Origin of the sequence: Hydrogenovibrio kuenenii DSM 12350, from assembly GCF_000526715.1 — a bacterium.
Classification (GTDB): Bacteria; Pseudomonadota; Gammaproteobacteria; order Thiomicrospirales; family Thiomicrospiraceae; genus Hydrogenovibrio; species Hydrogenovibrio kuenenii.
This window is the reverse complement of sequence record NZ_JAGP01000001.1, coordinates 1420713-1446002: the sequence shown is the minus strand read 5'-3', so window position 1 is coordinate 1446002 and position 25290 is coordinate 1420713. Positions and strand designations below refer to the sequence as shown.

At 40.6% G+C, this 25290-nt stretch carries 22 protein-coding genes; all 22 read left to right on the top strand.

Annotated elements, in window-relative coordinates; genetic code table 11:
* The first annotated feature begins 7 nt into the window (after positions 1 to 7).
* The 22 genes from N745_RS0106925 (at position 8) to N745_RS0106810 (ending at position 25282) form a co-directional block, all read left to right on the top strand.
* Entirely contained in the window at positions 8 to 1336 is a 1329-nt protein-coding gene (locus tag N745_RS0106925) for a hypothetical protein (RefSeq protein WP_024851398.1), read from the top strand.
* Between the two features lie 329 nt (positions 1337 to 1665).
* Positions 1666 to 2067: a flagellar basal body rod protein FlgB gene (flgB, locus tag N745_RS0106920; protein ID WP_024851397.1), complete on the top strand. Its 402-nt coding sequence runs from the start codon at positions 1666 to 1668 to the stop codon at positions 2065 to 2067.
* An 11-nt stretch (positions 2068 to 2078) separates the two neighbouring features.
* Positions 2079 to 2489, top strand: coding sequence for a flagellar basal body rod protein FlgC (gene flgC / locus N745_RS0106915; protein ID WP_024851396.1), 411 nt, complete (start codon positions 2079 to 2081; stop codon positions 2487 to 2489).
* A 10-nt stretch (positions 2490 to 2499) separates the two neighbouring features.
* Positions 2500 to 3183, top strand: a complete 684-nt coding sequence (locus N745_RS0106910; RefSeq protein WP_024851395.1) for a flagellar hook assembly protein FlgD — start codon at positions 2500 to 2502, stop codon at positions 3181 to 3183.
* Between the two features lie 14 nt (positions 3184 to 3197).
* On the top strand, positions 3198 to 4880 hold the full coding sequence (locus N745_RS0106905; protein WP_038070670.1) for a flagellar hook protein FlgE: 1683 nt from the start codon (positions 3198 to 3200) through the stop codon (positions 4878 to 4880).
* Between the two features lie 320 nt (positions 4881 to 5200).
* On the top strand, positions 5201 to 5938 hold the full coding sequence (locus N745_RS0106895) for a flagellar basal body rod protein FlgF (RefSeq protein ID WP_024851393.1): 738 nt from the start codon (positions 5201 to 5203) through the stop codon (positions 5936 to 5938).
* Positions 5939 to 5953: 15 nt separating this feature from the next.
* The gene (flgG, locus tag N745_RS0106890; protein ID WP_024851392.1) at positions 5954 to 6745 is read left to right on the top strand and encodes a flagellar basal-body rod protein FlgG; all 792 of its coding nucleotides are present in this window, start codon (positions 5954 to 5956) and stop codon (positions 6743 to 6745) included.
* Positions 6746 to 6787: 42 nt separating this feature from the next.
* Positions 6788 to 7543, top strand: coding sequence for a flagellar basal body L-ring protein FlgH (locus tag N745_RS0106885; protein ID WP_051453385.1), 756 nt, complete (start codon positions 6788 to 6790; stop codon positions 7541 to 7543).
* A 315-nt stretch (positions 7544 to 7858) separates the two neighbouring features.
* A complete protein-coding gene (locus N745_RS0106880; RefSeq protein WP_024851390.1) occupies positions 7859 to 8959 on the top strand; it encodes a flagellar basal body P-ring protein FlgI in 1101 nt (366 codons plus the stop codon).
* A 26-nt stretch (positions 8960 to 8985) separates the two neighbouring features.
* Positions 8986 to 9465, top strand: coding sequence for a rod-binding protein (locus N745_RS11820; protein ID WP_024851389.1), 480 nt, complete (start codon positions 8986 to 8988; stop codon positions 9463 to 9465).
* Positions 9466 to 9485: 20 nt separating this feature from the next.
* Positions 9486 to 11333: a flagellar hook-associated protein FlgK gene (flgK, locus tag N745_RS0106870; protein WP_024851388.1), complete on the top strand. Its 1848-nt coding sequence runs from the start codon at positions 9486 to 9488 to the stop codon at positions 11331 to 11333.
* 15 nt (positions 11334 to 11348) lie between these two features.
* The gene (flgL, locus tag N745_RS0106865) at positions 11349 to 12371 is read left to right on the top strand and encodes a flagellar hook-associated protein FlgL (RefSeq protein WP_024851387.1); all 1023 of its coding nucleotides are present in this window, start codon (positions 11349 to 11351) and stop codon (positions 12369 to 12371) included.
* Between the two features lie 206 nt (positions 12372 to 12577).
* Complete coding sequence (locus N745_RS12275; RefSeq protein ID WP_084657327.1) at positions 12578 to 13942, top strand: murein transglycosylase domain-containing protein; 1365 nt, start codon at positions 12578 to 12580, stop codon at positions 13940 to 13942.
* Positions 13943 to 13984: 42 nt separating this feature from the next.
* The gene (locus N745_RS0106850; RefSeq protein WP_024851385.1) at positions 13985 to 14983 is read left to right on the top strand and encodes an NAD-dependent 4,6-dehydratase LegB; all 999 of its coding nucleotides are present in this window, start codon (positions 13985 to 13987) and stop codon (positions 14981 to 14983) included.
* Between the two features lie 43 nt (positions 14984 to 15026).
* Positions 15027 to 16271 (top strand): LegC family aminotransferase, encoded by a 1245-nt coding sequence (locus tag N745_RS0106845; protein ID WP_024851384.1) that lies wholly within the window; start codon positions 15027 to 15029, stop codon positions 16269 to 16271.
* Positions 16271 to 16954 carry an acetyltransferase gene (locus N745_RS0106840; RefSeq protein WP_024851383.1) on the top strand — a complete coding sequence of 228 codons (684 nt, stop codon included), beginning with the start codon at positions 16271 to 16273 and terminating at the stop codon, positions 16952 to 16954. Before N745_RS0106845 ends, N745_RS0106840 begins: the two co-directional genes overlap by 1 nt.
* Complete coding sequence (gene neuB, locus N745_RS0106835; protein WP_024851382.1) at positions 16954 to 17967, top strand: N-acetylneuraminate synthase; 1014 nt, start codon at positions 16954 to 16956, stop codon at positions 17965 to 17967. Before N745_RS0106840 ends, neuB begins: the two co-directional genes overlap by 1 nt.
* The gene (neuC, locus tag N745_RS0106830; protein WP_084657326.1) at positions 17939 to 19165 is read left to right on the top strand and encodes a UDP-N-acetylglucosamine 2-epimerase; all 1227 of its coding nucleotides are present in this window, start codon (positions 17939 to 17941) and stop codon (positions 19163 to 19165) included. Before neuB ends, neuC begins: the two co-directional genes overlap by 29 nt.
* 14 nt (positions 19166 to 19179) lie before the next feature.
* Positions 19180 to 20325 carry a hypothetical protein gene (locus N745_RS0106825; RefSeq protein ID WP_024851380.1) on the top strand — a complete coding sequence of 382 codons (1146 nt, stop codon included), beginning with the start codon at positions 19180 to 19182 and terminating at the stop codon, positions 20323 to 20325.
* Positions 20326 to 20354: 29 nt separating this feature from the next.
* Complete coding sequence (locus N745_RS0106820) at positions 20355 to 21428, top strand: nucleotidyltransferase family protein (RefSeq protein WP_245595668.1); 1074 nt, start codon at positions 20355 to 20357, stop codon at positions 21426 to 21428.
* 50 nt (positions 21429 to 21478) lie between these two features.
* A complete protein-coding gene (locus N745_RS12270) occupies positions 21479 to 24061 on the top strand; it encodes a class I adenylate-forming enzyme family protein (RefSeq protein WP_024851378.1) in 2583 nt (860 codons plus the stop codon).
* A gap of 96 nt (positions 24062 to 24157) precedes the next feature.
* Positions 24158 to 25282, top strand: a complete 1125-nt coding sequence (locus tag N745_RS0106810) for an FkbM family methyltransferase (protein ID WP_024851377.1) — start codon at positions 24158 to 24160, stop codon at positions 25280 to 25282.
* Positions 25283 to 25290 lie beyond the last annotated feature (8 nt).

The following is a 25290-nucleotide window of genomic DNA, read 5'->3' as shown; positions in this document are numbered from 1 at the left end:
GTTTATTTTGCAGAATACAGCGTTTGCTTCTGTAGTGAAGTATTTGTTATTAGGGTTAGGTTTGATTGTATCGCTTCAAACTTTTGCAGACCCAGCATTTCAGCAGCGTAGTTTATCGCAGCAGGCTCCTCAAACCTCAGCATCTAATTCTTACCCTTCTAAGTGCGTGACTGTTACTGGTTCGGCTTCTACAGAAGGTGTTACCGAAGCTTATGCCCGAAAAATGGCGATTAGAGATGCCTTAAAGCTGGCAAGTATGCAAAGTAATCTTCAGGTTTCGAGTGCTCAAGAAGTTAAAGATTACACGCTTTCAAACGATGTTACCCGTTTTACGACACACTCCAGAGTTTCTGGTTTCAAGGTTTTGACGGAGGGGTATAAAGAACTACCTTTTGATGACCAGTTTGATAAAAAAGGTAAACCTCTAAAGGACGCTAAGTCCAAAACCTATCAAGTAAAATTAAAAGTCTGTTTAACAGAAGATCCTTTGGCTTGTACTACTTATCCAGGTAATCAATATCAACCTAAGTTGGCCATAGCTCAAGTGGTGACAACAGACAGTTATGGCGCATCCGATATTTCTAATTTATTATCCGGTTATCAGTTGGAGTTAAATCGACGATTGCGTAATTTGGGATATTTAAATGAGAAGATGCTGGAAACAGGTAGTCAATTGACTCAATCGGCCAGTACAGTTGCACCGAATATGTCAAGAGAGGTATTAGCTCCTATACGAGAAACAACGGGTGCCCAATATATGTTAATGACGGTGTTGCGTTCATTGTCTCGTCATAACACGGATCCAAGTGCTTGGAATAAAATCAAACGTTTTTATAATAACGAAGTGAAGCCTAACGCACGTTATATCGAAGCGGATTCTTATGTAATTGATTTAACGACTTTTCAAATTGTTTTTCAAAAGCGTTATGGTTTTGACATTAAGGGGGATGTGACAGTTGGTCGTGATCGTCCTTTTGGAACGAATGCTTTCTTTGCAACCAATACAGGAATGGCATTTCATGCGATGTTGCAACAACAAACGCGTGATGCCTACCAATATTTGCACTGCCAACCTTTGAAAACACGCATTATTGATATTCGTAATGGTGAATATATTTTGTACTTGTCTGAAGAGTCAGGAGCGAAAGTCGGAGATGAACTTGCCGTTTATCACCAGTTTGGCAGCAGCGTGCAATATCAAGGTCGGAATCTAGGGTTTGATTCGGTACCGGCCGGTTTCTTGAAAATAGAGCGAATCCAATCCAAATTTGCAGTAGCGAAAGTTTCTGCTAAAAAAGACTTGATTCAAGTTGGGGATGAAGTCCGCTCTTGGTAACTCTTAAAAAGCCGTTGGATTCAAACGGCTTTTAATCTTCTTTTACTGACTACCCAACCTGGTAGATTTTAATTTCTTTTCTCTCTCGTTTTTAACATAGGCAAAATTTGCCGAAGTTTGATTTTTTTTACAATTTTTTACAATTTTTTATTGTTTTTTGATTAAAGCTTTTCTTTTATCTGCCGATATACGTCCGCTTTTCGACAACTTTAGCGTTTTTTGTAAATTTTGGCATCTTAGTTGCTAAATGCCTAGTGACGAAAAAATATATATAAAAAATTGACACTTAGATCAAATCGTCAAGACCAGATAAATTAAGGAATAAGGCTATGGACTCTATTTTTGGAATACATGAACAGGCTTTGTTGATTCGCAAAGAACGTGAAAGTGTTTTGGCAAATAACCTTGCTAATGCGGACACGCCGAATTTTAAAGCTAGAGATTTGGATTGGCGAAAAGAAATTAAACATGCTCAAGATCAGATGGATGCCAAAAAATTTAAACCTGATTTGGAAATGACAAATAGTCGTCATATCGAAGCTTTTGCTGATTTATCTACGGATGATTATTTGAAGTATCGCGTTCCCTCTCAGCCGTCTCTGGATGGTAATACGGTAGAGGCTCATGTTGAGAAGGCGAAGTTCATGGAGAATGCAATTCAGTACCAAGCTTCACTTGAGTTTATTAATGGCAGAATTTCCGGCATTCGTGCCGCTTTAACAGGTAACTAAGGGGATAAGAGATGTCAATGTTTCCGACTTTAGATATTTCCGCAACAGGGATGAGTGCTCAGACAATTCGTTTAAATACGATTGCGTCTAACATGGCAAACGTCGACAGTATTAGCTCAAATGCAGCTGAAACTTATCGTTCTAAACAGCCTGTTTTTAAAACGATTATGGATAATCAAACAGGGTTACCGGAAGGCGGCGTTAAGATCGACAAGATAGTCGAGAGTAAAGCTCCTTTGAAAATGGAATATGCACCAAATAACCCGATGGCTAATAAAGACGGATATATTTTCCGTCCTAATGTCAATCCGGTGGAAGAGATGGCTAACATGTTGGATGCCTCTCGTTCTTATGAAACTAATATCCAAGTCATGAACACGTCTAAGCAATTGTTGCTTAAAACGATTCAACTGGGTAAATAAGGAGTAGGCTATGACTGTTTCAGCATCGACTTCAAATGACTATGTTAAGGCGCTACAGCAAGCATCTAACCCGTCTGCATCGGCGCCTAATAAGCAAATGGGGCAGGCAGATTTTTTGCGTTTGCTAACAACGCAGTTACAGAATCAAGATCCGAATAAGCCGGTTGATCCAAAAGATTTTGTCACTAATTTGACTCAGATGAGTCAATTGCAATCAACCAATAACCTGAATACGTCAATGCAATCAATGGTGACGGGCTTTCAAGGGTTGCAAACATTACAAGCTGCGGGAATTATTGGTAAGTCTGTTCAAGCGAATGGTCAAGATGTGACCTTTACTCAGGGACAGGATTCTCAGTTCCGGTTGTCACCACAAGCAGGCCAAAATTTAACAGATGTAAAAGTCGTTATTTCTAATGATGGTGGTGTTGTCAAAAACATTTCAGTCGGGGATTTGTCTGGTGATAAAACCTTGAATTGGAATGGAACCGATGATAGTGGTACGACACTTGGTGATGGTACTTATAAATTGACTGCTTATGGAACAGATTCTAATGGGGATATTAAGCAGATAAACACAGTAGTAGGTACTAAAGTAAATAGCGTAGCCATCGCTAATGATGGAACGATGAAACTGACTCTTGCAACCGGAGAACAAGTCTCTATGGATGCAGTGCGTGAAATTAGTCAATAGGAGAGGGTAGGATTATGTCATCTTATGATTTAAATGCATTAAGTGGAATTAATGCTTCATCAACTGGCTTGTCAGTTATTTCTAACAACCTGGCAAACTCCGAAACCGTAGGGTTTAAATCCTCTCGTGCTGAGTTTGCTGATCTATTTACTGGTGCTCAAACTTCGCCAGGTAGTGGTGCACGTGTTAATGAAATCACACAAGACTTTACACAGGGTACCTTAAACAGTACCGGTAGAGATTTGGATATGGCTGTTGATGGTGAAGGCTTCTTTGTTTTGGATGACCAAACGGGTAAATATCCGAATATTTACACTCGAAACGGTTCATTTAAATTGGATCAGAATGGTTTTATTACAGATCAAAATGGTAATAAGTTGCAAGGGTATGCTTTAAATACAACGCTTTCAACTGAAACAACTCCTGTGTTTCAAACAACTTTGGATTCTATTAACTTAAACGAGCTTAATAAAACGCCAAAAGCTACCGATCAAATGACCTATAACGTTAACCTGAATGGTGATACTAGCAATAGTGTTGATCAGAACGGAGGCAGCGTAGGTACAGCAACGGGAACTGGAACATCGGGGTATCCTACGGGTTCAAATAATCCGAGAACAAACCTTGAACGTTTGGTTGATTTTAATAATGTAGCTGGCGGTTCTAAGGACCCTTATTCCGGATCACCAGATTTTTCTACCACGAAAAGTGTTTATGACTCACTAGGTGGAGAGCACCGTTTAACGGCAAACTACTATAAGCGAGATGTTGTTTCAGTGGCAAACTCTGATATGACAAAAAATAGTGATGGTTCTTACACCGTCGGCGCTACAGGTTCAGGTGATACCAAGTATACCAGTTGGATTGTACAATATACGATGGAAGACCAAGATGCGAACGGCAACTGGATAACAAGCGGGCATGTGGGTGATCCGACCAACGCTGGTAATGTATTGGGTATTGACCCTGCGACAGGGAATCTTGTAAGTAATCAAGTGCCTGACACGAGTGGTAGTGACCTGTTGGACGGGCAAGTCTTTGAGTTGCGTTTTGACACAAATGGTAATCTGATTAATGTATTGCAGCCAAACCCTCTTAATGCAACAACTAATTTGAACGCTCCAGTAGGGACCAATACTCCGAATGGACCTTTAAATTGGACGCCAACCGCAAACAATAAGAGTGCATCATTAAACTGGGTAGTTGATTCACCTCTAACGGGTTCTAATGATCCTTTAGGAAACCCTACGAGCTCTGCTGTAAACATCAATGTTGATTTTACTGATATGACACAATTCTCTGGTTCTAACAACTTGCGCGGGGTTTCGCAAAACGGTTATAAAATCGGTGATTTGGTTGGTCTAAAAACGGGTCTAGATGGTGTTATCGAAGCCAACTACTCAAACGGGCGAGCAGTACCTGTTGCGCAAGTTGCTTTGGGTAACTTTACCGATAAAAATGCATTGACTAAGCTTGGTGGACAAACTTATGCGGAGTCGTTTGGTTCAGGTACCGTTCAGGTGGGAACTGCAAACAATAACGGCTTTGGGACAGTAAATGCCGGTTCTCTAGAATACTCAAACGTGGATACAGCGGGAGAGCTAGTGAAGATGATTCAAACGCAAAGAACCTATCAGGCGAGTGCTCAAGTATTGTCTACATCACAAACCTTGATGCAAAAGATCCTTCAACTATAATTTATTAAACATTAAGACTGCAAAAAGCCGGCAAAAATTGCCGGCTTTTTTGTTTCTTCTGCCGCTAAACAAGTTATCGGCCGTTTTCTAAAAGCTTTAATTGTTTTTTTATCTAATGTTGGCATACAGAATGCTAGTACTAAGTTGTTAAAAGAAGACGTCAGCTTTTTGGCAATAGAACGTTAACACACAAGGAAATGAAACCGAGACCGTTAGAGTCAATTTATAAGTGTTTCATCTTTAGGCTAAGACCAAGGTCAGAATGATCCGGTCTTAGTTCTAATTTTTTTGACTAGATAAGAAATGCAAGGAACTGTCAGATGGACCGTATGTTATATATTGCGATGAGTGGTGCGAAAGAGGTAGCTCTTTCACAAGCCAACAACGCAAACAATCTGGCTAACGCCAATACAGATGGGTTCAAACAAGATTTCAACGAATTTCGTGCAATGCATGTTGAAGGCCCTGGTTGGAATTCAAGAGCTTATGCTCTGGATGAACGTTCAGGTACAGACTTTACTCCTGGTCCTATTAAGGTTACAGGTCGTGATCTTGATGTAGTGACAAAAGAGAATGGTTTTTTTGCTGTTCGAGCTCCTGATGGTTCCGAAGCGTTAACTCGCTCTGCTTCGCTGCATATTACGCCTCAAGGTGATTTAGTTGATACCAAAGGTGATCCTATCCTTAATGAGGGAGGATCACCTGTCAATATTCCACCGGCCAAGTCAGTTGCTATAGGTTCAGATGGTACGATTTCATTTTTACCGGCTGATTCAAAAACTAACATCATGGTCACTTTAGACCAATTGAGGTTGGTGGAACCGGACATTAAAAACTTGCAAAAAGGCTTGGATGGCTATGTCCGTAATACGGGTGCGAATTTAGATCAAGCAAATATCAAAGTGACTAGTGGTGCGCTTGAGTCTAGTAACGTTAATACGGTCGAAGCGCTAACAAATATGATCGAATTATCTAGAAAATACGAAATGCAAATCAAAATGATGAGCACCTCAAAAGCACACGCTCAAAAATCTGATAGCTTGTTGAGCTTGAACTAGAAATAGGAGAAAACAATGGAAAGAGCACTTTACGTAGCCAAAACAGGGTTAGAAGGCCAATCATTCCGGTTAGCTGCTATTTCTAACAATATTGCCAATGCTAATACTTATGGATTTAAATCTGGGCGTGCTGAATTTGAAGATTTGATGTATCAAAATGTTCGTCAACCAGGTGCGCAAGCCACTCAGAACGAAGAAAATACGCTTCCATCTGGGTTGCAGTTAGGTACAGGAACAAAGGCCATAGGCGTTCAAAAGATTTTTACCCAAGGTAACGCCATGATTACCAATAACCAATTGGATGTCATGATTCAAGGTAAAGGTTTTTTGAGAGCGTTAGATCAAAACGGTAACGTGCTTTATACGCGAGATGGTTCTTTGCAAGTTAACCAAAATGGTGACTTGGTGACATCGTCAGGTTATTTGATTGACCCAAATATTAATATTCCTCAAAACGTCACAGAGGTGACCATTTCTAGTGATGGGCAAGTATCAGGGAAACAGCCTGGGAATATTGCACCTACGGTTTTAGGACAGCTTGAGTTGTCTACTTTTATTAACCCTGCCGGTTTGGAATCTGTAGGACAAAACTTCTATAAAGAGACGCTTGCCAGTGGTACGCCACAAGATAAAAACCCAGAAACCGATGAAGCGGGAAGTATTTTGCAAGGTTCTTTAGAAGCGTCAAACGTTAATACGGTTGAACAGCTGGTTAGTATGATCGAAGCACAACGTACTTATGAGATGAACTCTAAGGTTGTGAGCGCGGCTGACGGCATGATGAAGTACCTGAATAATAATGTTTAAGTTTAAATAAAAAATTCATCTCCTAAAAAGGAGGGTATGAATATGACCAGAAAAACATACAAAATAAAAATAAATTTAAAAAGCTTAGCAAAATTAGCTGTTGCAGCGGCTGTTGTTCCAGCTGTTTTGACTGGCTGTTCTGCTACGCCAGAGCGTATGGATAAGTTCAGTTATGAACCTAATTTTCCAACGAATATTCCGACTAAAAATATCCCGACAAATGGTTCACTTTATCAAACTGGGGATAGCATGTCTCTGTTTGACGATTCTCGAGCACATAAAGTCGGAGATATTATTACTATTCAGTTGGACGAAAAGTTTGATGCCAAGAAAAAAGATGAAGCTAAATACAACAAAACCAATAAACAAAATTTTGGCTTAAACGGCTCAGCAACAGCAGGAAGTAGTGCTACTATTTTTGGTAGTAAAGTCTCTCCTCCTGGATTGGGCGGCGGCAGTGGTGTCGGTATTGGTTATGGTTCGGATGGCTCATTTAACGGTAAATCTGATGTTAAGCAAAACTCCAGTTTAACGGGGGCGATTGCGGTAACGGTTGTAGAGGTCATTCCAAATGGTAACTTGGTCATTCGTGGTGAAAAATGGTTAACCATTCACGATGGTGAAGAAGTGATTCGTTTTGCAGGGATTATTCGCCCTCAAGATATTCGACCTGATAACACCATTGATTCAACTAAAGTCGCTGATGTGCGTTTGATTTATAAAGATACGGGAATAGCCGGTGATATGACTAAACCAAGTGCGGTGACACAGTGGTTGCATAAATATTGGCCACTTTAATCTGAAACAATTATTTTATTCTTTTAAATTAGTTAGTGTCTCACTGTCTAGTTGGGGGTAACCCCAGCCTGACAGATTTTTAAAAAATATTTTCATGGCCTAGACATAGGTCTCTAGAATTTCTACCGGTTTTTTTCTGGTCTTTGGGGGCGTTTTGCGCCCCATTTTTTTATTCTCAAAAAATAAAAACATATCTTTATCGGCAATTAATTACATATCTTTAATTTTTTTCGCAAAAAAATGGTGTTGTGGCATATCTGATGCTTTGTAACTTCTATATATAAGAATATAACCTTGAAAAACAGGAGTTAGACCATGTTAACCAGAAAAATAGCCATTATTATGACGGCTTTAATGATTTGGAGTAGCTTTGCACAAGCAGCTCGAGTCAAAGATTTGGCAAATATCGCTGGTGTGCGAAGTAACCAGTTGATAGGTTATGGCTTGGTTGTCGGTTTAGATGGCACAGGTGATAAGACTGCCTATGCAGATCAAAGCTTGATGAGTATGTTGAATAAATTTGGTATTAACTTACCTTCGGGTACAAAAACCAACTCAAAAAATATTGCAGCCGTTGCGGTACATGCAGATTTACCAGCCTTTTCTAAATCGGGCCAAAAAATAGATGTGACTGTTTCTTCTTTGGGGAATGCTAAAAGTCTTCGCGGTGGAACACTTCTATTAACGCCATTAAAAGGGGTGGATGGTAATGTTTATGCCTTGGCACAAGGTAGTTTGGTTGTTGGCGGTTTAAATGCTACTGGTGCAGACGGTTCAAAAATTACCATTAATATTCCAAGTGTTGGGCGTATTCCAAACGGTGCGATGGTTGAGAAGACAGTAAATACCGGTTTTGACTTAGGCAATACCATTACATTGAATCTTAAAAACTCTGATTTCACAACGGCGACTAATCTGGTCAATGCAATCAATAGTAAGTTGGGGCCAGGTACGGCTTCAGCGGTAGATGGTGACTCTGTTGAGGTGATGGCGCCAAGAATGCCTAATCAACGCGTTGCATTTTTATCAATGATTGAGAATATTCAAGTCAAACCAGGTGTTGAAGCTGCTCGTGTCATTATTAATTCGCGTACAGGAACAGTGGTGATTGGTGCTGATGTTAAAGTTTCTGCAGCAGCAGTCACACACGGTAACTTGGTGGTTAAAGTATCTGAAGCGCCGAAAGTTTCTCAACCGAATGCCCTTGCTGGCGGTACAACACAAGTGACACCGTCATCACAATTAAGTATTCAAAACTTGGGAACAAATCAAATGATGAAGTTTCCAAAAGGCGTTACGTTGGATGATATTGTTCAAGCGGTGAATAAAGTAGGCGCAGCACCAGGTGATCTTATAGCGATTTTAGAAGCTTTGAAGCAAGCCGGTGCATTACAAGCTGACTTGATGGTCATTTAATTTACCAGAATTGTGAGGAAAGCAGTATGTCAGATTTAATTGCACCTTCTACAGATTTGAAAGCTTATCAGCAGATTTATTCGAGTCCAAATAACTTGAATGAACTGAAACAAGAAGCGAAGACAAACCAGCAAGCGGCACTAAAGCCTGTTGCACAGCAATTTGAAGCGCTGTTTTTATCGCAAATATTGAAAGAAGCTAATAAAGTTAAGTTTGATAATGGCTGGCTTGATGGTAAGCAAATGGATTTTTATAAAGATTGGTATAACCAGCAGTTGGCTCAGGATCTTTCTTCTAAAGGAAGCCTTGGATTGGCCGATATGATAGTAAAGCAACTAACACCTAAGAATCCTTCATTACATCCAACGAATCTTAAGGCGAATTTTCATCAAGAAGCTTCCTCTAGAGTTCAAGGGAATAATGATGGCCAAGCTGTCAAAACAATGACGACAGCTAATAATCTGGCATTAAGACCAGGCAATAAAAATAACGTTAGTGCTGATTAAGACCAGAAAGGAAATAGATCATGGCGGATTTACTTAGTATCGGTTCAAGTGCGACAAGTGCGTTTCAAAGAGCGATTGAAGTTACCAGTAACAACGTTGCCAACGTATCAACAGATGGATACAACCGTCAGAGAGCTGATATTGTCAGTAATTCAGCGGGCATGGTTTCGGCAGGGTACACTGGTGGAGGTTCAACCGTTCAATCTGTTCAACGTATTTATGCCAGTTATATTCAAAATCAGTTAGTAAACACTAATAGCATGAAGTCTCGTTATGATGAGCAACTTTCTCTTGCTCAGCAGGTAGAAGGTGTTGTGGCGAGTAATGATGGTGGTGTGCAAACTTTCTTACAAAATATGTTGAACTCTTTTCAGGATCTTGCAAATAACCCGACAAGTGCCAGTAGTCGTCAGGAAGTTATTAACCAGGCAGACAATTTGCAAACAATGGCGGGTAATTTATCGACTGTATTGACAGACACAAAAAATCAGGCTAATGATCAAATTACCAGTTTGACAGAGAAGATCAATACTCAGCTTGACTCTATTTATCAAATCAATCACCAAGTTTCAATTGCTACGAATAGTGGTGGTCAGATGCCAAATGACTTACTAGACCAACGTGATCAAGCTATCATGGAGTTGAGTAAGTATATGGATATAAAAACATTTAAGCAGTCAGACGGCGAGATGGTTGTTTACACAGGTAATGGAAAATACCCTTTAGTGTCGAGTAACACGGTGAATCATTTGAAAGCTGATAAATCCGAGTTTACCGATGAAAATCGTACAGAAGTGTATATGGATATTAGTGGTCAGAAGACCATGATTTCTGACCAAATTCAGCAAGGCCAGTTAGGTGCTGTGCTTAATTTCCGTAAAAATATGCTTGATAAAACCACTAGTGAATTAGGGTTGACGCTTAATGGTTTGGTCGCAGGCGTTAACTGGCAACATTATCAAGGTTATGATAATAACGGTGATGCGGGTGGAAACATTTTCCAACCTATGTCAACGACAGCTGATGCGAGCTCAAAGAATGCAAGCATTCCAGGTGCTGAAGATGGAACAAATATTAAGGTCTCTTTTTCACCTAATATAGCAACCATGACTGGTTACAATGGTTCACCACCTTATACTCCTGCAACGCAGCCCTCAACAATGGCTGACAAAGAAGCGATTTTAAATAAAGCGAATCAATCAATCGGTGATTTAAAAGCAAGAGAATATGTCATTAAAGTTAACTCGGGTGGTAATTTTGATGTTTATGATCGTGCAAACCCTTCAACAGTTTTAGGTACTGTTCCTTCAGGAGGTTCTGGAGAAGTTGATGGGTTGAATTTTGACTTTAGTGCTGTCGGTGCTGGAACCGTGCAAACGGGCGATTCTTTTTTGGTTCAGCCGCAACAAGCAATCGTTGATAATTTTCAAACAGTGATTAATGATACAAATAAGTTAGCCACTAGAGGACAAAGCCCAATAGATACCAATAACGATGGTAACCTTGGTGATGAAGTACCAGCAGCAGCTGCAATTGGTGACAATACCAATATTGCCAATTTGGCGAACTTATCAGATAAGAAACTGCTTTTAAATGATGCTAATGGAAAAGCTGATCAAACTATTTTGGGAGGTTATTCTTTAATGGCAACCCATATAGGTAACTATGTTCAGGCATCACAGTCGCAATCTATAGCACAAACTAATGTGTTAAAACAAATCTCGGATCGACGTGAAAGCTTATCTGGCGTAAATTTGGATGAAGAAGCCTCTAATTTGGTGAAATTCCAGCAGGCTTATCAAGCCTCAGCACAAATTATCCAAGCGTCAAAAACGATGTTTGACACCTTAATCGGCGCAATTCGATAGGTAAAGGGGAAAGTTATGCGGGTTTCAACAACACAGTTTTATATGCAAAGTTATTCAGCTATTCAAAATAACCAAAATGCAGTGTTGGATTTACAAGATAAGATTGCATCCGGTAAAAGGGTTAATAAGCCGAGTGATGATCCGACGGTTACTACGCAAATCAATTTATTGAACAAAACGATTAGCAACTTGGATCAATACAAGAAAAATGGGCAATTTGCGTCTTCGCAGTTAGCGGTGGAAGAAACACAATTGAATTCTGTCGTTAATGTAATGCAAAGAGCGCGTGAGCTTACGATTCAAATGGGGAACGGCACCTATTCACCAAGCGATAGACAAGCGACCTCCAAAGAAATTGGTCAGCTTGTTGATCAAATGAAAAGCTTGTTGAACTCTAAGAACTCTCAAGGAGAGTTGATGTTTGCCGGGAATAGTGTCGATAAACCAGCAGCTTTTGTGGCGGATAACAACCCTGCCACAGCAAACGGCAATAAGTACTATGGCTACATTGGTAGTGCGACTGCGGGCGCTTCTCAAGACCCTCAAGCAAATTATGGCTCACGTTTTTTGCAGATTAGCTTTGATTCAGATAATAAATTAAATGCGAATGACAAGGGTGACTATAGTCGTGTACGTATTACCGATAACGGCACTATTTTCGATCTCCCTTCTGGAAGTGTACAGACAACATTTCCACCAGGTGTTGACCCTAATATGTTAAACCTCCTTGTTAAATTAAAAGATACTTTGGATAGTGGACAAGCTCCTGCTGCTAGTATTGCGACAGATTTAGACGCAGGTATTAAAAAGATGTCACGAGCATTGGCGGAAATTGGTGGACGTCAAAACCGTATAGATGCACAAAGAACAGCGGGGGATTCTTTTAGTATTGCTTTAAAGCAGAGGTTATCTAACTTACAAGATATGGATATGGTGAAAGGTATTACCGATCTGACGACCAAACAAAACTCTTTGCAAATAGCACAACAAGTTTTTGCTAAGGTGCAAGGAATGTCATTATTTGACTATATTAAATAGCCAATAATTACCACTAATCAAAAATTAATTTTTATTCTGTAAGCCCATTCTCTTGTATCGGAGAGTGGGCTTTTTTCTTAAACTACTTTTGTGTAAGCTTTCGTAATAAAATCCTCAATAGTATTCGATATGGCTTCCATATTGCTAATTGGTTTTGTATAGCTTTTCGTTTGATAAATAATGATGGAATTTTGACAGAGTAAGCCATGTTACAGAGCAGAGTTTGGGTATATTTGATAATAGCTTCATCCATGTTGATGGTGGTGAGTGGCAGCCTGTTTATGTCTCTTCAGCATTGGGTCATTAATGACTCTTCATCAACCTTGACGGCAGTTGAAGCCATGTTGCCGAGCTCAAAACCAGAAAACAGCCAATCTACAACCTCGTTTGCTAGTTCAACGACGCAACGCATTATGTTGAGCACCCGTTGGGAAAAAGAAAATAAGGTTTCAAAATCACCTTCAAATGTTAAAACACAAGTCACGACTAATGTTTCTACTCGTGTATCCAGTATGCCAAACCGAGTTTTCGATCATTTTGATTCGCCACCTGTAGCGCAACAAGAATTTGAAACGACACAATCAGAAAAAAGCTCGCAAGCTTCTCAGACAGATTCAAAAGCATTTTCAGCAATGCCTGCAGTGTATCGTCAACAGCAAGCTTTACCAACGACTGCTAAACATACAAAAACAACGTCTCATGAACCGTCCTTTGTGATTTATGAAGATGAATTGGTAGTGGAGTTTCCTAAGGACATTGCGACGACACAAAACATCAAAAAAGCCGTGACCCGACTTTTGTTATCTCATCATTTGGTGCGTGATGGAAATTTATTATCAACTGATCGATTGAATTATCAAAACCGTCCCTATTTTTATCGAAAGGTTTTAGATGAAAATAAACAGCCAATACGTTATCCGAAACAAGCTTATGATTACGTTAATTATTTAATGAATAATGCGGTTGAAGAGGTTAAAGATGGTGATGGAGAGTTTATAGAGATTCATATTCCATTGCATGAAAGTGGCTTGAAAGGCCCTGCAAAAACATATCAAGCCTGGGTGAATAACTATGCCAATAAGTTCGATATCAATCCAGCATTAGTTTATGCAGTAATGGAAACTGAAAGCGGTTTTAACCCTAAAGCTGTGAGTTCATCAAACGCAATTGGACTGATGCAGCTTAAACCGGATACAGCAGGTAAAGATGTTTACCAATATGTTGATCAGAAATCTGGACAACCCTCTAAAGGCGATTTGTTTGATTCGGAAAAAAACATTCGCATGGGTGTTGCGTATTTAAGTCTATTAAAACATGACTATCTATCTGATATTCACAACGATAAAATCAAGCAAATGGTCACCATTTCTTCTTATAATGGGGGCATTAAAACGGTATTAGGGTTGTTTGGCACTACGCCAGGAAAAGCAATTTCGCGCTTAAATAGACTCAGCCCTCATCAGGTTTACCGCACGTTGCGTTATCAGCACCAGTCGGATGAGACGCGTCGTTATTTGGACAAAGTGTTGCGCGCCGAAAGTCGATATCAGGCATTATTGGATGATGCTTAACATCCTTTGCCGAAGTTGTTGAGAAGAAAAAAGGAATTGAAAATGCAGCCATATTGGCAGGGCAAACAGGTTTTGGTAACGGGAGCGGATGGTTTTATCGGTTCTCACTTGGTTGAATCTCTGGTAGAAGCTGGAGCTAAAGTCAGAGCACTGGCTTTATATAACTCTTTCAATGACTGGGGTTGGTTGGAGCAGTCTTCTGTTTTAGATCAAATAGAAGTCGTCAGTGGCGATGTTCGTGACCCGTTTCTTTGCAAACAAATTACCAAAGATTGTCATACAGTTTTTCATTTGGCAGCATTGATTGCGATTCCATATTCTTATGTAGCACCTAATTCCTACGTGGAAACCAATGTAAACGGCTCGTTGAACATGGTACAGGCTTCTATGGACAATGGTGTGCAGCGTTTTATGCATACCTCCACTTCCGAAGTGTACGGTACTGCGCAGTATGTACCTATCGATGAAAAACACCCATTACAGCCTCAGTCACCTTATAGTGCGAGTAAAATCGGTGCGGATGCAATGGTGATGTCTTATTTCAATGCATTTGAGTTTCCGGTATCTATTGCTCGGCCTTTTAACACCTATGGCCCGCGTCAATCAGCACGAGCAGTGATTCCAACTATCATCACGCAGATAGCTAATGGTATGAAAGAAATCAAGCTAGGAGATACTTCGCCAACCCGTGATTTCAATTACGTGGCTGATACTTGTAGGGGCATGATGGCGATTGCTCAATCGGAGAAAACCATTGGCGAAACCGTTAATATTGGTTCTAATTTTGAAATATCCGTGCAGGATACCTTGGAGCTGATTAAAGAACTGATGAGTAGTGATGTTGTGTTTGTGCAAGATGAACAGCGTATTCGCCCTAAAGACTCTGAAGTGTTTCGCTTGTGGTGCGATAACACGAGAATTTGTGAGCTGACTGGTTTTGAGCCACAAACAGATATTCGTGCAGGGTTGCAACAAACTATTGACTGGTTTACTGACCCAAGCAACTTAAAACGCTATAAAGCTGACATTTACAACGTGTAAGTTGTGATGTCGAACCAATAGACCAAAGGATGCGACCACAAAGATGACGGCTCAAGGTTTGAATAGCGTTACATCTACAAAAAACCATAGCTGGCAATTGCTTGCTGATGCCATTCGTTCGCATTATCACGCCTCCGAAAATGATTTTATTCCTTTACATGCACCTTGTTTTGATAACACGGAAAAACAGTTGCTTAATGCCTGTATTGATTCAACATTTGTTTCATCGGTAGGTGAGTATGTTAGTGAGTTTGAAAACCAGATAGCTGACTTTACTGGCGCAAATCACGCCGTAGCCATTGTGAATGGAACCATGGGGTTATTCTTAGGGTTGAAAGTGGTCGGTGTTGAATCAAAAGACTTGGTGTTGACGCAGTCCCTGACATTTGTTGCCACCGCGAATGCGATCAAAATGCTGGGTGCTGATCCTGTTTTTCTAGATGTTTCTTCTCAAACCATGGGGTTAAGTGCCGAGGCTTTGGAAAGCTTTTTAACCACACAAACTTACCAAAGAAATGGTGAATGTTTTCATCAATCTACCCATAGAAAAATCAGCGCTTGTGTGCCGATGCACACGCTTGGTTTTCCGCTTGAAATCAAGCGCATAGTTTCGCTTTGCCATCAATATGGCATTAAGGTGGTTGAAGATGCCGCAGAAAGCCTTGGCTCATTTGTTGATGGTCAACATACAGGCACGTTTGGTGATGTAGGCGTGTTTAGTTTTAATGGCAACAAAGTCATCACTACAGGCGGTGGTGGTATGTTGATCACTCAAAACGACACTTATGCATCACATGCCAAGCATTTAAGCACAACGGCCAAAATACCTCACCAATGGCTGTTTGAGCATGATGAAATTGGTTACAACTTAAGAATGCCAAACCTGAATGCAGCTTTAGGCGTGGCTCAGATGAAAAAGCTGCCAGATTTTCTATCGGAAAAACATCAATTGGCGTTGAAGTATCAAAGTTGGATTTCGGAAGTTCAAACACCTTTGTACCCCAGTCTGGTAGATTTTGGCGAGTCGTACCGTCAAACCTTTCCAAACAATCAACCTAATTATTGGCTGAATGCCTGTGTTTTGGATTCGCAAGTTGAAAGAGATGAATTTTTGTCTGAATTCAACTCACGTAACCTACAAACTCGGCCGCTTTGGACACCGATGCATCAATTAGAAATATATCAAAACGAACTGCGTGGTGAGATGAAGCATACAGAGTTTTTTGCAGGGCGAATTGTGAATGTGCCAAGCGGTATTGTTTGCAACAAGTCAGTAGAGGAGGCGTAATGAAAACGCCATTACTTCTTATTGGTGGGGGCGGTCATTGCGCATCAGTCATTGATGTCATTGAAGCTACGGGTGATTATGAAATTGTCGGTATTGTCGAAGCGCCAGGTTCAGATGAAAAATCACTTTTAGGCTATTCTGTCATCGGTACAGATGACAATTTACAAGAGTTGCTTAAATCGACGCCGAACTGCGTAATTACTGTAGGGCAAATTCAACATGCAATCATTAGGAAATCGCTTTTTGCGAAGGTTAAAAAACTCGGTGGTAAGTTACCAACCATTATCTCTCCTCTAGCGAGAGTGGCGAGAAGTGCTGTGCTGAATGAAGGCGTGGTGGTGATGCATCATGCCATTGTGAACCATTTTGCTCGCATTGGTGATAATACAATCATTAACCATAAGGCACTGGTTGAGCACGGTTCTGTCATTGGCAGGAACTGTCATATCTCAACCAATGCAACAATTAATGGTGATGCTCAAGTGGGTGAGGGTTGTTTTCTTGGTAGCGGTTCCGTATTAATCCAAGGTGTGAGGGTGGCCGAAAACTCATTAATTGGTGCGGGTGCGGTGGTAACACATCATTTATCGAAACCAGGCGTTTATGTCGGTTGTCCTGCAGTGCTAAAAAAATCCCGTGTGGACTATCGAGACGAAAATCCATATCAAGAGGAAGATGTCTAATGTCTCCTGTCTTTGTTATTGCTGAAGCTGGTGTGAACCATAATGGAGATTTGGATAGAGCCTTAGCATTGGTAGATGCAGCGGTAGATGCTGGTGCAGATGCGGTTAAGTTTCAAACCTTTAAGGCAGGTAACTTAGTATCAAAGAAGCTGGCTCAAGCGGCTTACCAAGAAAAAAATACCGGAAACACCCAAACTCAGTATGAATTGCTTAAATCGTTAGAGCTTTCAGAAGCAGATCACCAAAAGGTGTTTGATTACTGTAACGTCCATGACATTGAATTTATGTCCACACCGTTTGATGATGACAGTATCGATTTTTTGAAAGCACTTGGTGTGCGTCGCTGGAAGATTCCATCAGGTGAACTCTTGTCAATTCCTTATCTCCGCAAGATAGCTGCGTTTGACGAACCAACCATTCTTTCCACCGGTATGGGGAATATAGCCGAAGTAACGTTAGCCGTTGATACCTTGTTAAAGGCAGGATTAAGTAAAAAAAATCTGACGATTTTGCACGCCAATACCGCTTACCCAACGCCTTATGCAGATGTAAACCTAAAAGCCATGCTGACGTTAGAGGAAAACTTTCAAGTAGCGGTCGGTTTATCTGATCACTCTTTGGGTATTGAAGTGCCGATTGCGGCGACAGCGTTAGGCGCATCCGTAATTGAAAAGCATTTTACGTTGGATAAAACGCTGCCTGGACCAGATCATCAAGCCAGTCTTGAACCTAATGAATTGGCAGCAATGGTAACAGCAATAAGGCATATAGAACTGGCGCTGGGATCGGGTGAAAAAGTTGTTTCTGCTTCTGAAAGTGAGCATAAATCTTTAGTGCGCAAGCGAATTGTCGCTAAAGAACCTATAGAAGCAGGCATGATATTGAGCGAAGACAATGTTACACTCAAGCGCTCTGAAAATGGCGCGTTGGCAACAGAGTGGGATAGAATTATCGGACAAATAGCACAGCTGGACTATCAAGTGGATGATGGCATTGAGCTCGATGACGACTAATCAAATAAAACGAAATATTGCGGTGGTAACGGCAACTCGTGCAGAGTATGGCTTGTTATCGAGGTTGATTCGACTGCTAGAAGATCATCCTGACTTTGATTTGCAACTCTATGTCACCGGTGGACACTTGTCCGATGAGCAAGGTTATACCGTCGAAACTATTCGCCAAGATGGTCACCTGATTACTGAAGAAATTCCCATTTTATCCCACAAAAAAGATGCCGACACGGAACTGGCTATTTCTCAAACTACCGCTAAAGCCTTAGAGGGCTTTGCCGAAGCGTTTGCAAAACATCGTCCTCATGCCGTTTTTGTATTGGGTGATCGCTATGAATTGCTTGGTATTTGTTCGGCAGCCTTATTGGCAAATATCCCGATCTTTCATTTGCATGGTGGAGAAGTGACCGAAGGTGCGGTGGATGATGCAATTCGTCATGCCGTCACCAAAATGGCGTCTTTGCATTTTGTGGCGGCAGAACCTTATCGCCAACGTGTTATTCAAATGGGCGAGCAGCCTGTTACGGTATTCAATGTCGGGGCGCCGGGATTGGATGTTATTCAACAAATACAGATGCTTTCACTGAAAGAACTAGAAGCTTTTTTGGAAATGTCGCTCTCATCACCACTATTTTTAGTCACCTATCATCCCGTTTCCTGGGGAGAAACCCAAGGTGAACAAGCTTTGGAGAACTTATTTCAAGCATTTGAAGCACTAAGTATCGATTACCCCAATATGTCCGTGATTTGGACGGCAGCGAATACAGATGTGGGGGGGCATGAGTTAAACAACCGAATTCAACAATGGGTGGTGGAAACAGAAATTAATGCAGAATTTGTGACTTCACTCGGATCACAACGTTATTTAAGTTTGATGAAACTGTGCGATGTTGTCGTCGGTAATTCCTCTAGTGGTGTTATTGAAGCGCCTGCACAGGGGGTGCCTACAGTGAATATCGGTGAGCGTCAAAAAGGACGGTTGATGGCAGATTCGATTATTCAATCTGAAGAAAGCACTGAAACCATTGTTTTATCAATCAAAAACGCATTGAATAAAGACCGCTCACAAATTACCAGTATTTATGGTCAAGGTAATACGGCTAAAAGTATCGTCGAGATACTAGAGAAAACGGATTTTAATCAGTTATTGCCGAAGCGGTTTTTCGATATTAGCTTTTCACTCGATAATTTACCGGAATAAGATTTAGGGTGATAATGAACGAAAAGCCACTTTTAATTGTCACCGCACGCGATCCAGCTAGCGCTCATGCTCTTCTACCGCTTATCCCTTCTTTAAATCAAGCATACGATTTGGTCGCTATTCTACAAGAGCCAGCATTGAGCTTATTATCAGACGAATTAACCAGTGTTGGAAATTTGGCAATTGCATTCCCTATTATTAAAGACTTTGACCAAGGAACCTTGGAAGCTTTAAGTTGGCTGAAAACTAAGAAATGGACTCAAAGTAAAATTGAAAATAAAGTTATAGCTGTTCTGACAGGTATTTCTGGTCCTGGTTTTGGTGTTGATGAAATGATGTTAGCAGCTGCCAATCATTTGAATATCCCTACATTCTCTATCCAGAGTTCTTGGGGGAGTATTAACCACGAAACAGGAGTGATGCCCAAGGTTGCTTTTGTATTAGATGAAGCTGCAGTCGACATCAATAAACAGCGTTATCCTCAGATGAAATCTATTGCAATAGGTTCTTTACAGCACGCAAAGTTTGCAGAATTGTCTCCCAGCGGTATTAGAGATTTGCATCGTGTGAGGTTTATGGATGATATGGAACATGTTTTGCTGGGATTCTATGGTCAGCCTCTTGGCAACTTGGAGTGTTATCAACAAACTGTTGAGACTTTTTGCCAGGAATTGAAAAAATGGAAGAGGCCATTCAAATTGCTTTATCGCCCTCATCCTAAAGAAGCGGTTAATCTAGAAAGTAATCCGACTTGGCAGTTGTTAAAACATCATTTTCCAGACGTGATTCTTGACCCTTTTCAGGCTGTAACCACAAGTTTGTGCTGTGTTGATTTGGTTATTAGTGCTTTTTCAACATGTGGGTTTGATGGTCTGTATTTGAATGAATTAGAAGATAAGCCTTTCAATGCCTCAGTTTTTTTATGGTTTAATAAGGATCTAATTCATTGGGCGACCAAATGTTCTGATACAAAGGACTTACATTTGGTTAAAGAAAATCTGGTTCTGGCCGTTGATAATAGTAATAGATTGATGGAAGTTTTAGAAGCGGGTTTACACGAAGACTCTCGTAGAAGGCTTTGGCAAAACGCAAGGGAAAAACTTCCATCAGCAAGACAAGCAGTCGCTTTAGTGCTAAATGCTTTAGAAGCTGATGAATAGCGAACGGTGTCATAATTAGGTGCGAAAAAATGAAAGATATGCACATGCATGATTGGAAAAAGATTGCAGTATCACCAACCAGCTCTGTCAAAGACACGTTGGAGGTGATGGATAAAACGGCACTACAAATTGCCTTAGTGATCTCTGAAGCAGATAACCTGCTTGGAACGGTGACGGATGGAGATATTCGTCGTTCGCTTTTAGCGGGTGCAACTTTGCATACACCTATTGAACAAGCAATGAATGCCCGTCCAGTTGTTGGTCATACCCATGAGAATGAAATGCTCTGGGTAAAACGTATGAACAAACATCAGTTCCGCCATTTGCCGATTGTCGATAATCAACAAAAAATAGTCGGACTATTCTTCCAAAAGAAAAGTGTTGAACCAATATCCAATCCTGTTGTTTTAATGCTGGGTGGTATGGGAACACGTTTAAGACCTTTAACCGAAAATATTCCGAAACCTATGCTAACAGTCGGTGATCAGCCGATTCTAGAAACTATCGTTAAGCACATTGCTGAACAAGGTTTTGAAGAGTTCTACTTTTGTATCAATTATTTAGGTGATCAGATTCGTGATTACTTTGGTAATGGTGAATCACTTGGCATTCGCATTCACTATATTGAAGAAAAAGAACGCATGGGGACCGCAGGCGCGTTAAGCCTGTTACCAGAGCTACCTAAAAAACCTTTTATTGTGATGAACGGTGATTTACTGACAAAAGTGGATTTACGAGCATTAATTGATTTTCATAGTGAAAATGAGAATGCCGTTACAGCTTGTGTTAGAGAATATTCACAGCAAGTGCCTTACGGCGTAATGGAATTGAATGGTCACGAAGTTTGTCAATTGGTTGAAAAGCCTGTTTATCGCTATTTCGTTAATGGTGGTATTTATGCGTTATCACCCGAATCTTTAGATTTTGTACCGAAAGAAACCTTTTACGATATGCCGTCTTTGATTGATGATACTTTGGCTAAATCTCAAAAGGTGGGTGGCTTCCCAATTACAGAATACTGGATGGACATCGGTCAAATGCCGGATTACTACCAAGCACAAGCCGATTATGAAGTACACTTTCAAAAACGTAAGCTTTCTTAAGGGTGCATATTGAAACTTTGATGAAAAATTAGAAACTCTCGGCAACTATTTTGAACGTAACTTACAATTCAATACATCAAACTGCATTAGCGCTTCCTGAAAAACTCATCATTATGTACCATTCGGTCAGCAGTGAGTTTCAACCGGGGGTTTTAGGCAGTTTTCCCATTTCATTAGCACGCTTTCAATATCAAATTCGTTCTGCACTGGACTTAGGGTATGAGTCCAAGCCCACTAGTTATTTATCCAAAACGCCAAAATCAGGCGAAAAATGGTTATTTATTACCGGAGATGATGGCACGGTTGACTGGACGCGTAATGTCTTACCTTGGTGTGAGTCTCAAAAAATTTATACCCATACTGGTGTTATTACCGGGCCTTGGCACCAAACGCCTATCTATCCTTTAGCACATGTCGTGCAAGTTATTTTAGCTTGCCGTGATGAAAATGCTTTGTCCCAATTGGCCAGCCGTTTGTTAGACGGCTTAACGCAAGATCAAATTGATTATATTCAGCGCATTTACGCCTATGAAAGCTCAGATACGCGTCGTGTTATTAAAGGCGCGTGTAATCTGGTGTTGGACGCCAACGAAGCTTTTGAGCTTATCGGTGAACTGACTGCACAAGAGAAGCTGTTGCTAGAGCAACGTTTTGAAAAACCGGATTACTATAAACAATTTCAGTATGCCGAAGTTGGCGTGCATACCACAAGTCATCAAGCAATGGGCTTGGATATAGATGGTTATTTGGCGGACGAAATAGATTTGTCGGAACAAGAAATCTGCCAGGCTGGGTTAGAGCATAGTGGCTATTTTACTTTGCCGATGAAGCCTAAGTATGGTGCGACAGTTGAAAGTTTGGAGCTACCTCTGACTGAAAGAGGGTATCAAGGTCTGCTGTACTCAGAAAATGCAGTTTGGAATGGACAAGGCTATGTCATTCCTAGAATTGATGCAAAGCAGGTCGAAAAAACACTGGGTATTCCTGAGTTGGTTGATTCTGTCGATGGTGCTCAACCAAGTATTATTCATTATTTCTTAACACAGGTGCAACAGCATCCGCAGCGCCCTGCAATTCATTTTCGTCAACAAGGTAAAACGGGCGAGGAAAATTATCAATCGCTTAGCTACCAACAGGTTGCAGGCTTAACTGCAAAACTCAGTGATCAGTTAAAACAAGCGGGATTTCAGCCTGGTGATCATTGTGTAGTTATGCTCAATAACTCGATAGAGTTTGCATTATTGTTCTTAGCGGCTGCAGAATTGAACTTGGTTGTGGCGCCAGTAGCATCCAGTTTGACACCTGTAGCAATCCAAACTGCGATAGACAGCACTGATTCGTGTTATTTGATTGCTATGCCGCATATCTTGCAAAAATATCTTGCAAGTGAAGCTTGCCAATTAGAGAAAGACAAGTGTTTTGCCTTTTCTTCAGCAGGAGCTGAATCGAATTTTGAAAACGATTTAAATCATATATTTAATGATTATCAATGTGACTATGTATTGGGTCAAAACACGGGTAGTTACGATAGTGACTTTATTTTGACGATGACATCCGGTTCAACTGGGCAGCCTAAACCAATTGTTTTAACGCAAAAAACCAAGGTGCATCGTAGCTTTGATGGCGCAAAAGATTTATATCAACTCGGTGGGCAGGAAGTCATCATCGCGGCTTCTCCCATGTATCATTCGCTTGCACAACGTTTGGTCTTGTTGCCTTTAATGACAGGCGGTACAGTAGTTATCTTGCCGAATTTTACGCCAAAAACTTGGCTTGAAGCAGTGGAAACGCATGGCGTGACTTTTACGTTAGCGGTATCAAGTCATTTGGAGCAATTGCTGTTGTTGATGAAGGTGCAAGATGCCCCTGAATATAACTTGTCATCATTGCGCTGTTTGGTCTCTTCATCCTCGTTGTTGCATACTGAAATTAAGGCACAATGTATTGAAACGTTTAAGTGTGATTTTCATGAGTGCTATGGTGCTTCTGAGGTAGGGATTGTGACCAATTTGAGCCAGGAAGATATTAATGAACATCCTGATTTGTTGAGCACAGTTGGTAAAGCCTTGCCTTATGTGCGATTGAAAATTGTTGATGATCAAAAAAATGAAGTGCCGGTTGGCACTGTCGGCGAAATAGTCTGTGAAACGACAACGGCATTTTCTCGTTATTACAAACGCCCTGAAGCAACTGCTGAGAGTGTAATTGACGGTAATTTTTATACCGGAGATTTAGGACGAATGGATGAGTTGGGCTTTCTATATTTGCATGGACGCAAGAAAGAGTTGATTATAGTTGGCGGCACCAATGTGTATCCGAAAGATATTGAGTCCGTCATTGATCAAGTGGACGGTGTGAAAGAAGTTGCGGTAATTGGCGTAGAGGATGCTTACTTTGGAGAAGCGGTGCTTGCCGTGTTGGTCTTAGATGGTGAACAGCGTCAAGTCATTCGTGACGCTAAACGTTCATGTATGGCCAGCCTGGCAGATTTTCAGCAACCTATGGCTTATGAAGTGGTGGATTCTTTACCCAGAAATGCAATGGGTAAACTGATGAAGCATGAATTGCAGAAACAGTTTGCTGACTATGATGCAACTAAGGCTTTACGCCAGTTGTTAGAAAAAAAAATATAAAAAATATAAAAAATATAAAAAATATAAAAAATATAAAAAATATTCCTCAAAAAACGAGTGTTTTTTGAGGGTCGTATAGACCAGTAAGGAGGTGTTATGCAAATAGCTATATATGGAGCGGGGCTCTATGGGCGTCTATTTAAAGCTGCACTAGAAATAAATAAAGATAAGGCGGTCAAGCCGGATTTTTTTATTGATCAGTTTTCTATGGCTGAATCTATAGAAGGACTACCGGTTAAAAGAATTGAAGCAGTTGAAAATAAGTCTGAAACTTGTGTCTATATTTCAGTTGCATTGAATGAAGAAAAAAATGAAATGGGTGAATCGTTCGGTACGAAGATACGTCAGCAACTGGTGAGCTCGGGTTTTAAAGAAGTTTATGATTTTTCTGATGCTCTATTACAAATTCCAGATGTTCTATCACATTTTCCTGAGCAAAGACTACTTTGGATGCATGATGATGTTTCCCGTATGGTCAATGAAGCGGAAATCAAAAAACTGGAAGGGGTGTTATCTGACGAAACCAGCCGTGATTTGCTAAAACGTATTGTTGCTTTCCGCAAAAGCTTTGATGCAAAAGATTACATCAGACCTGATGGGCAAGAGGAATATTTTCCTGAAGATGTACCTGTACTGGATGCGCTTGATTCTTTGCGTTTTGTAGACGCAGGTGCTTATATCGGTGATACAGTTGCATCGGCTTCGACGGTTTTCAGACAAACTGGTAAGCCAATTGATTACATCGCTTCATTTGAACCGGATTTGGAAAATATTGAGAGATTGTCAGATGAAATAGAACGACAAAAAGAACTGTCTCCTGAAGCAAAATATTTTGTCTATACCAGCGGTGTCTGGTCTGAAAATTCTATATTGACCTTTTCCAATGAAGGCAACAGTTCAAGCAGCATTACAACGGAAAGCACTCAATCAGATATTTCCATTGCTGTTAATTCGTTGGATTCCGTTTTGTTCGGTGCTGCGCCAAACTATATTAAGATGGATATTGAAGGTGCGGAAGAAAATGCAATTTTAGGTGCCAAAAAAATGATTCAAACCTATCGTCCTGCATTGGCGATTTGCATCTACCATAAACCGGAAGATTTATGGGAGTTACCGTTGTTGGTTCATTCGATTGAACCAAGTTACGACATGTCTATTCGTGTTCACGGACATATGGGATTAAGTACTGTGCTTTACTGTCTACCTAAGACAATAAAATAGGCAGTTAC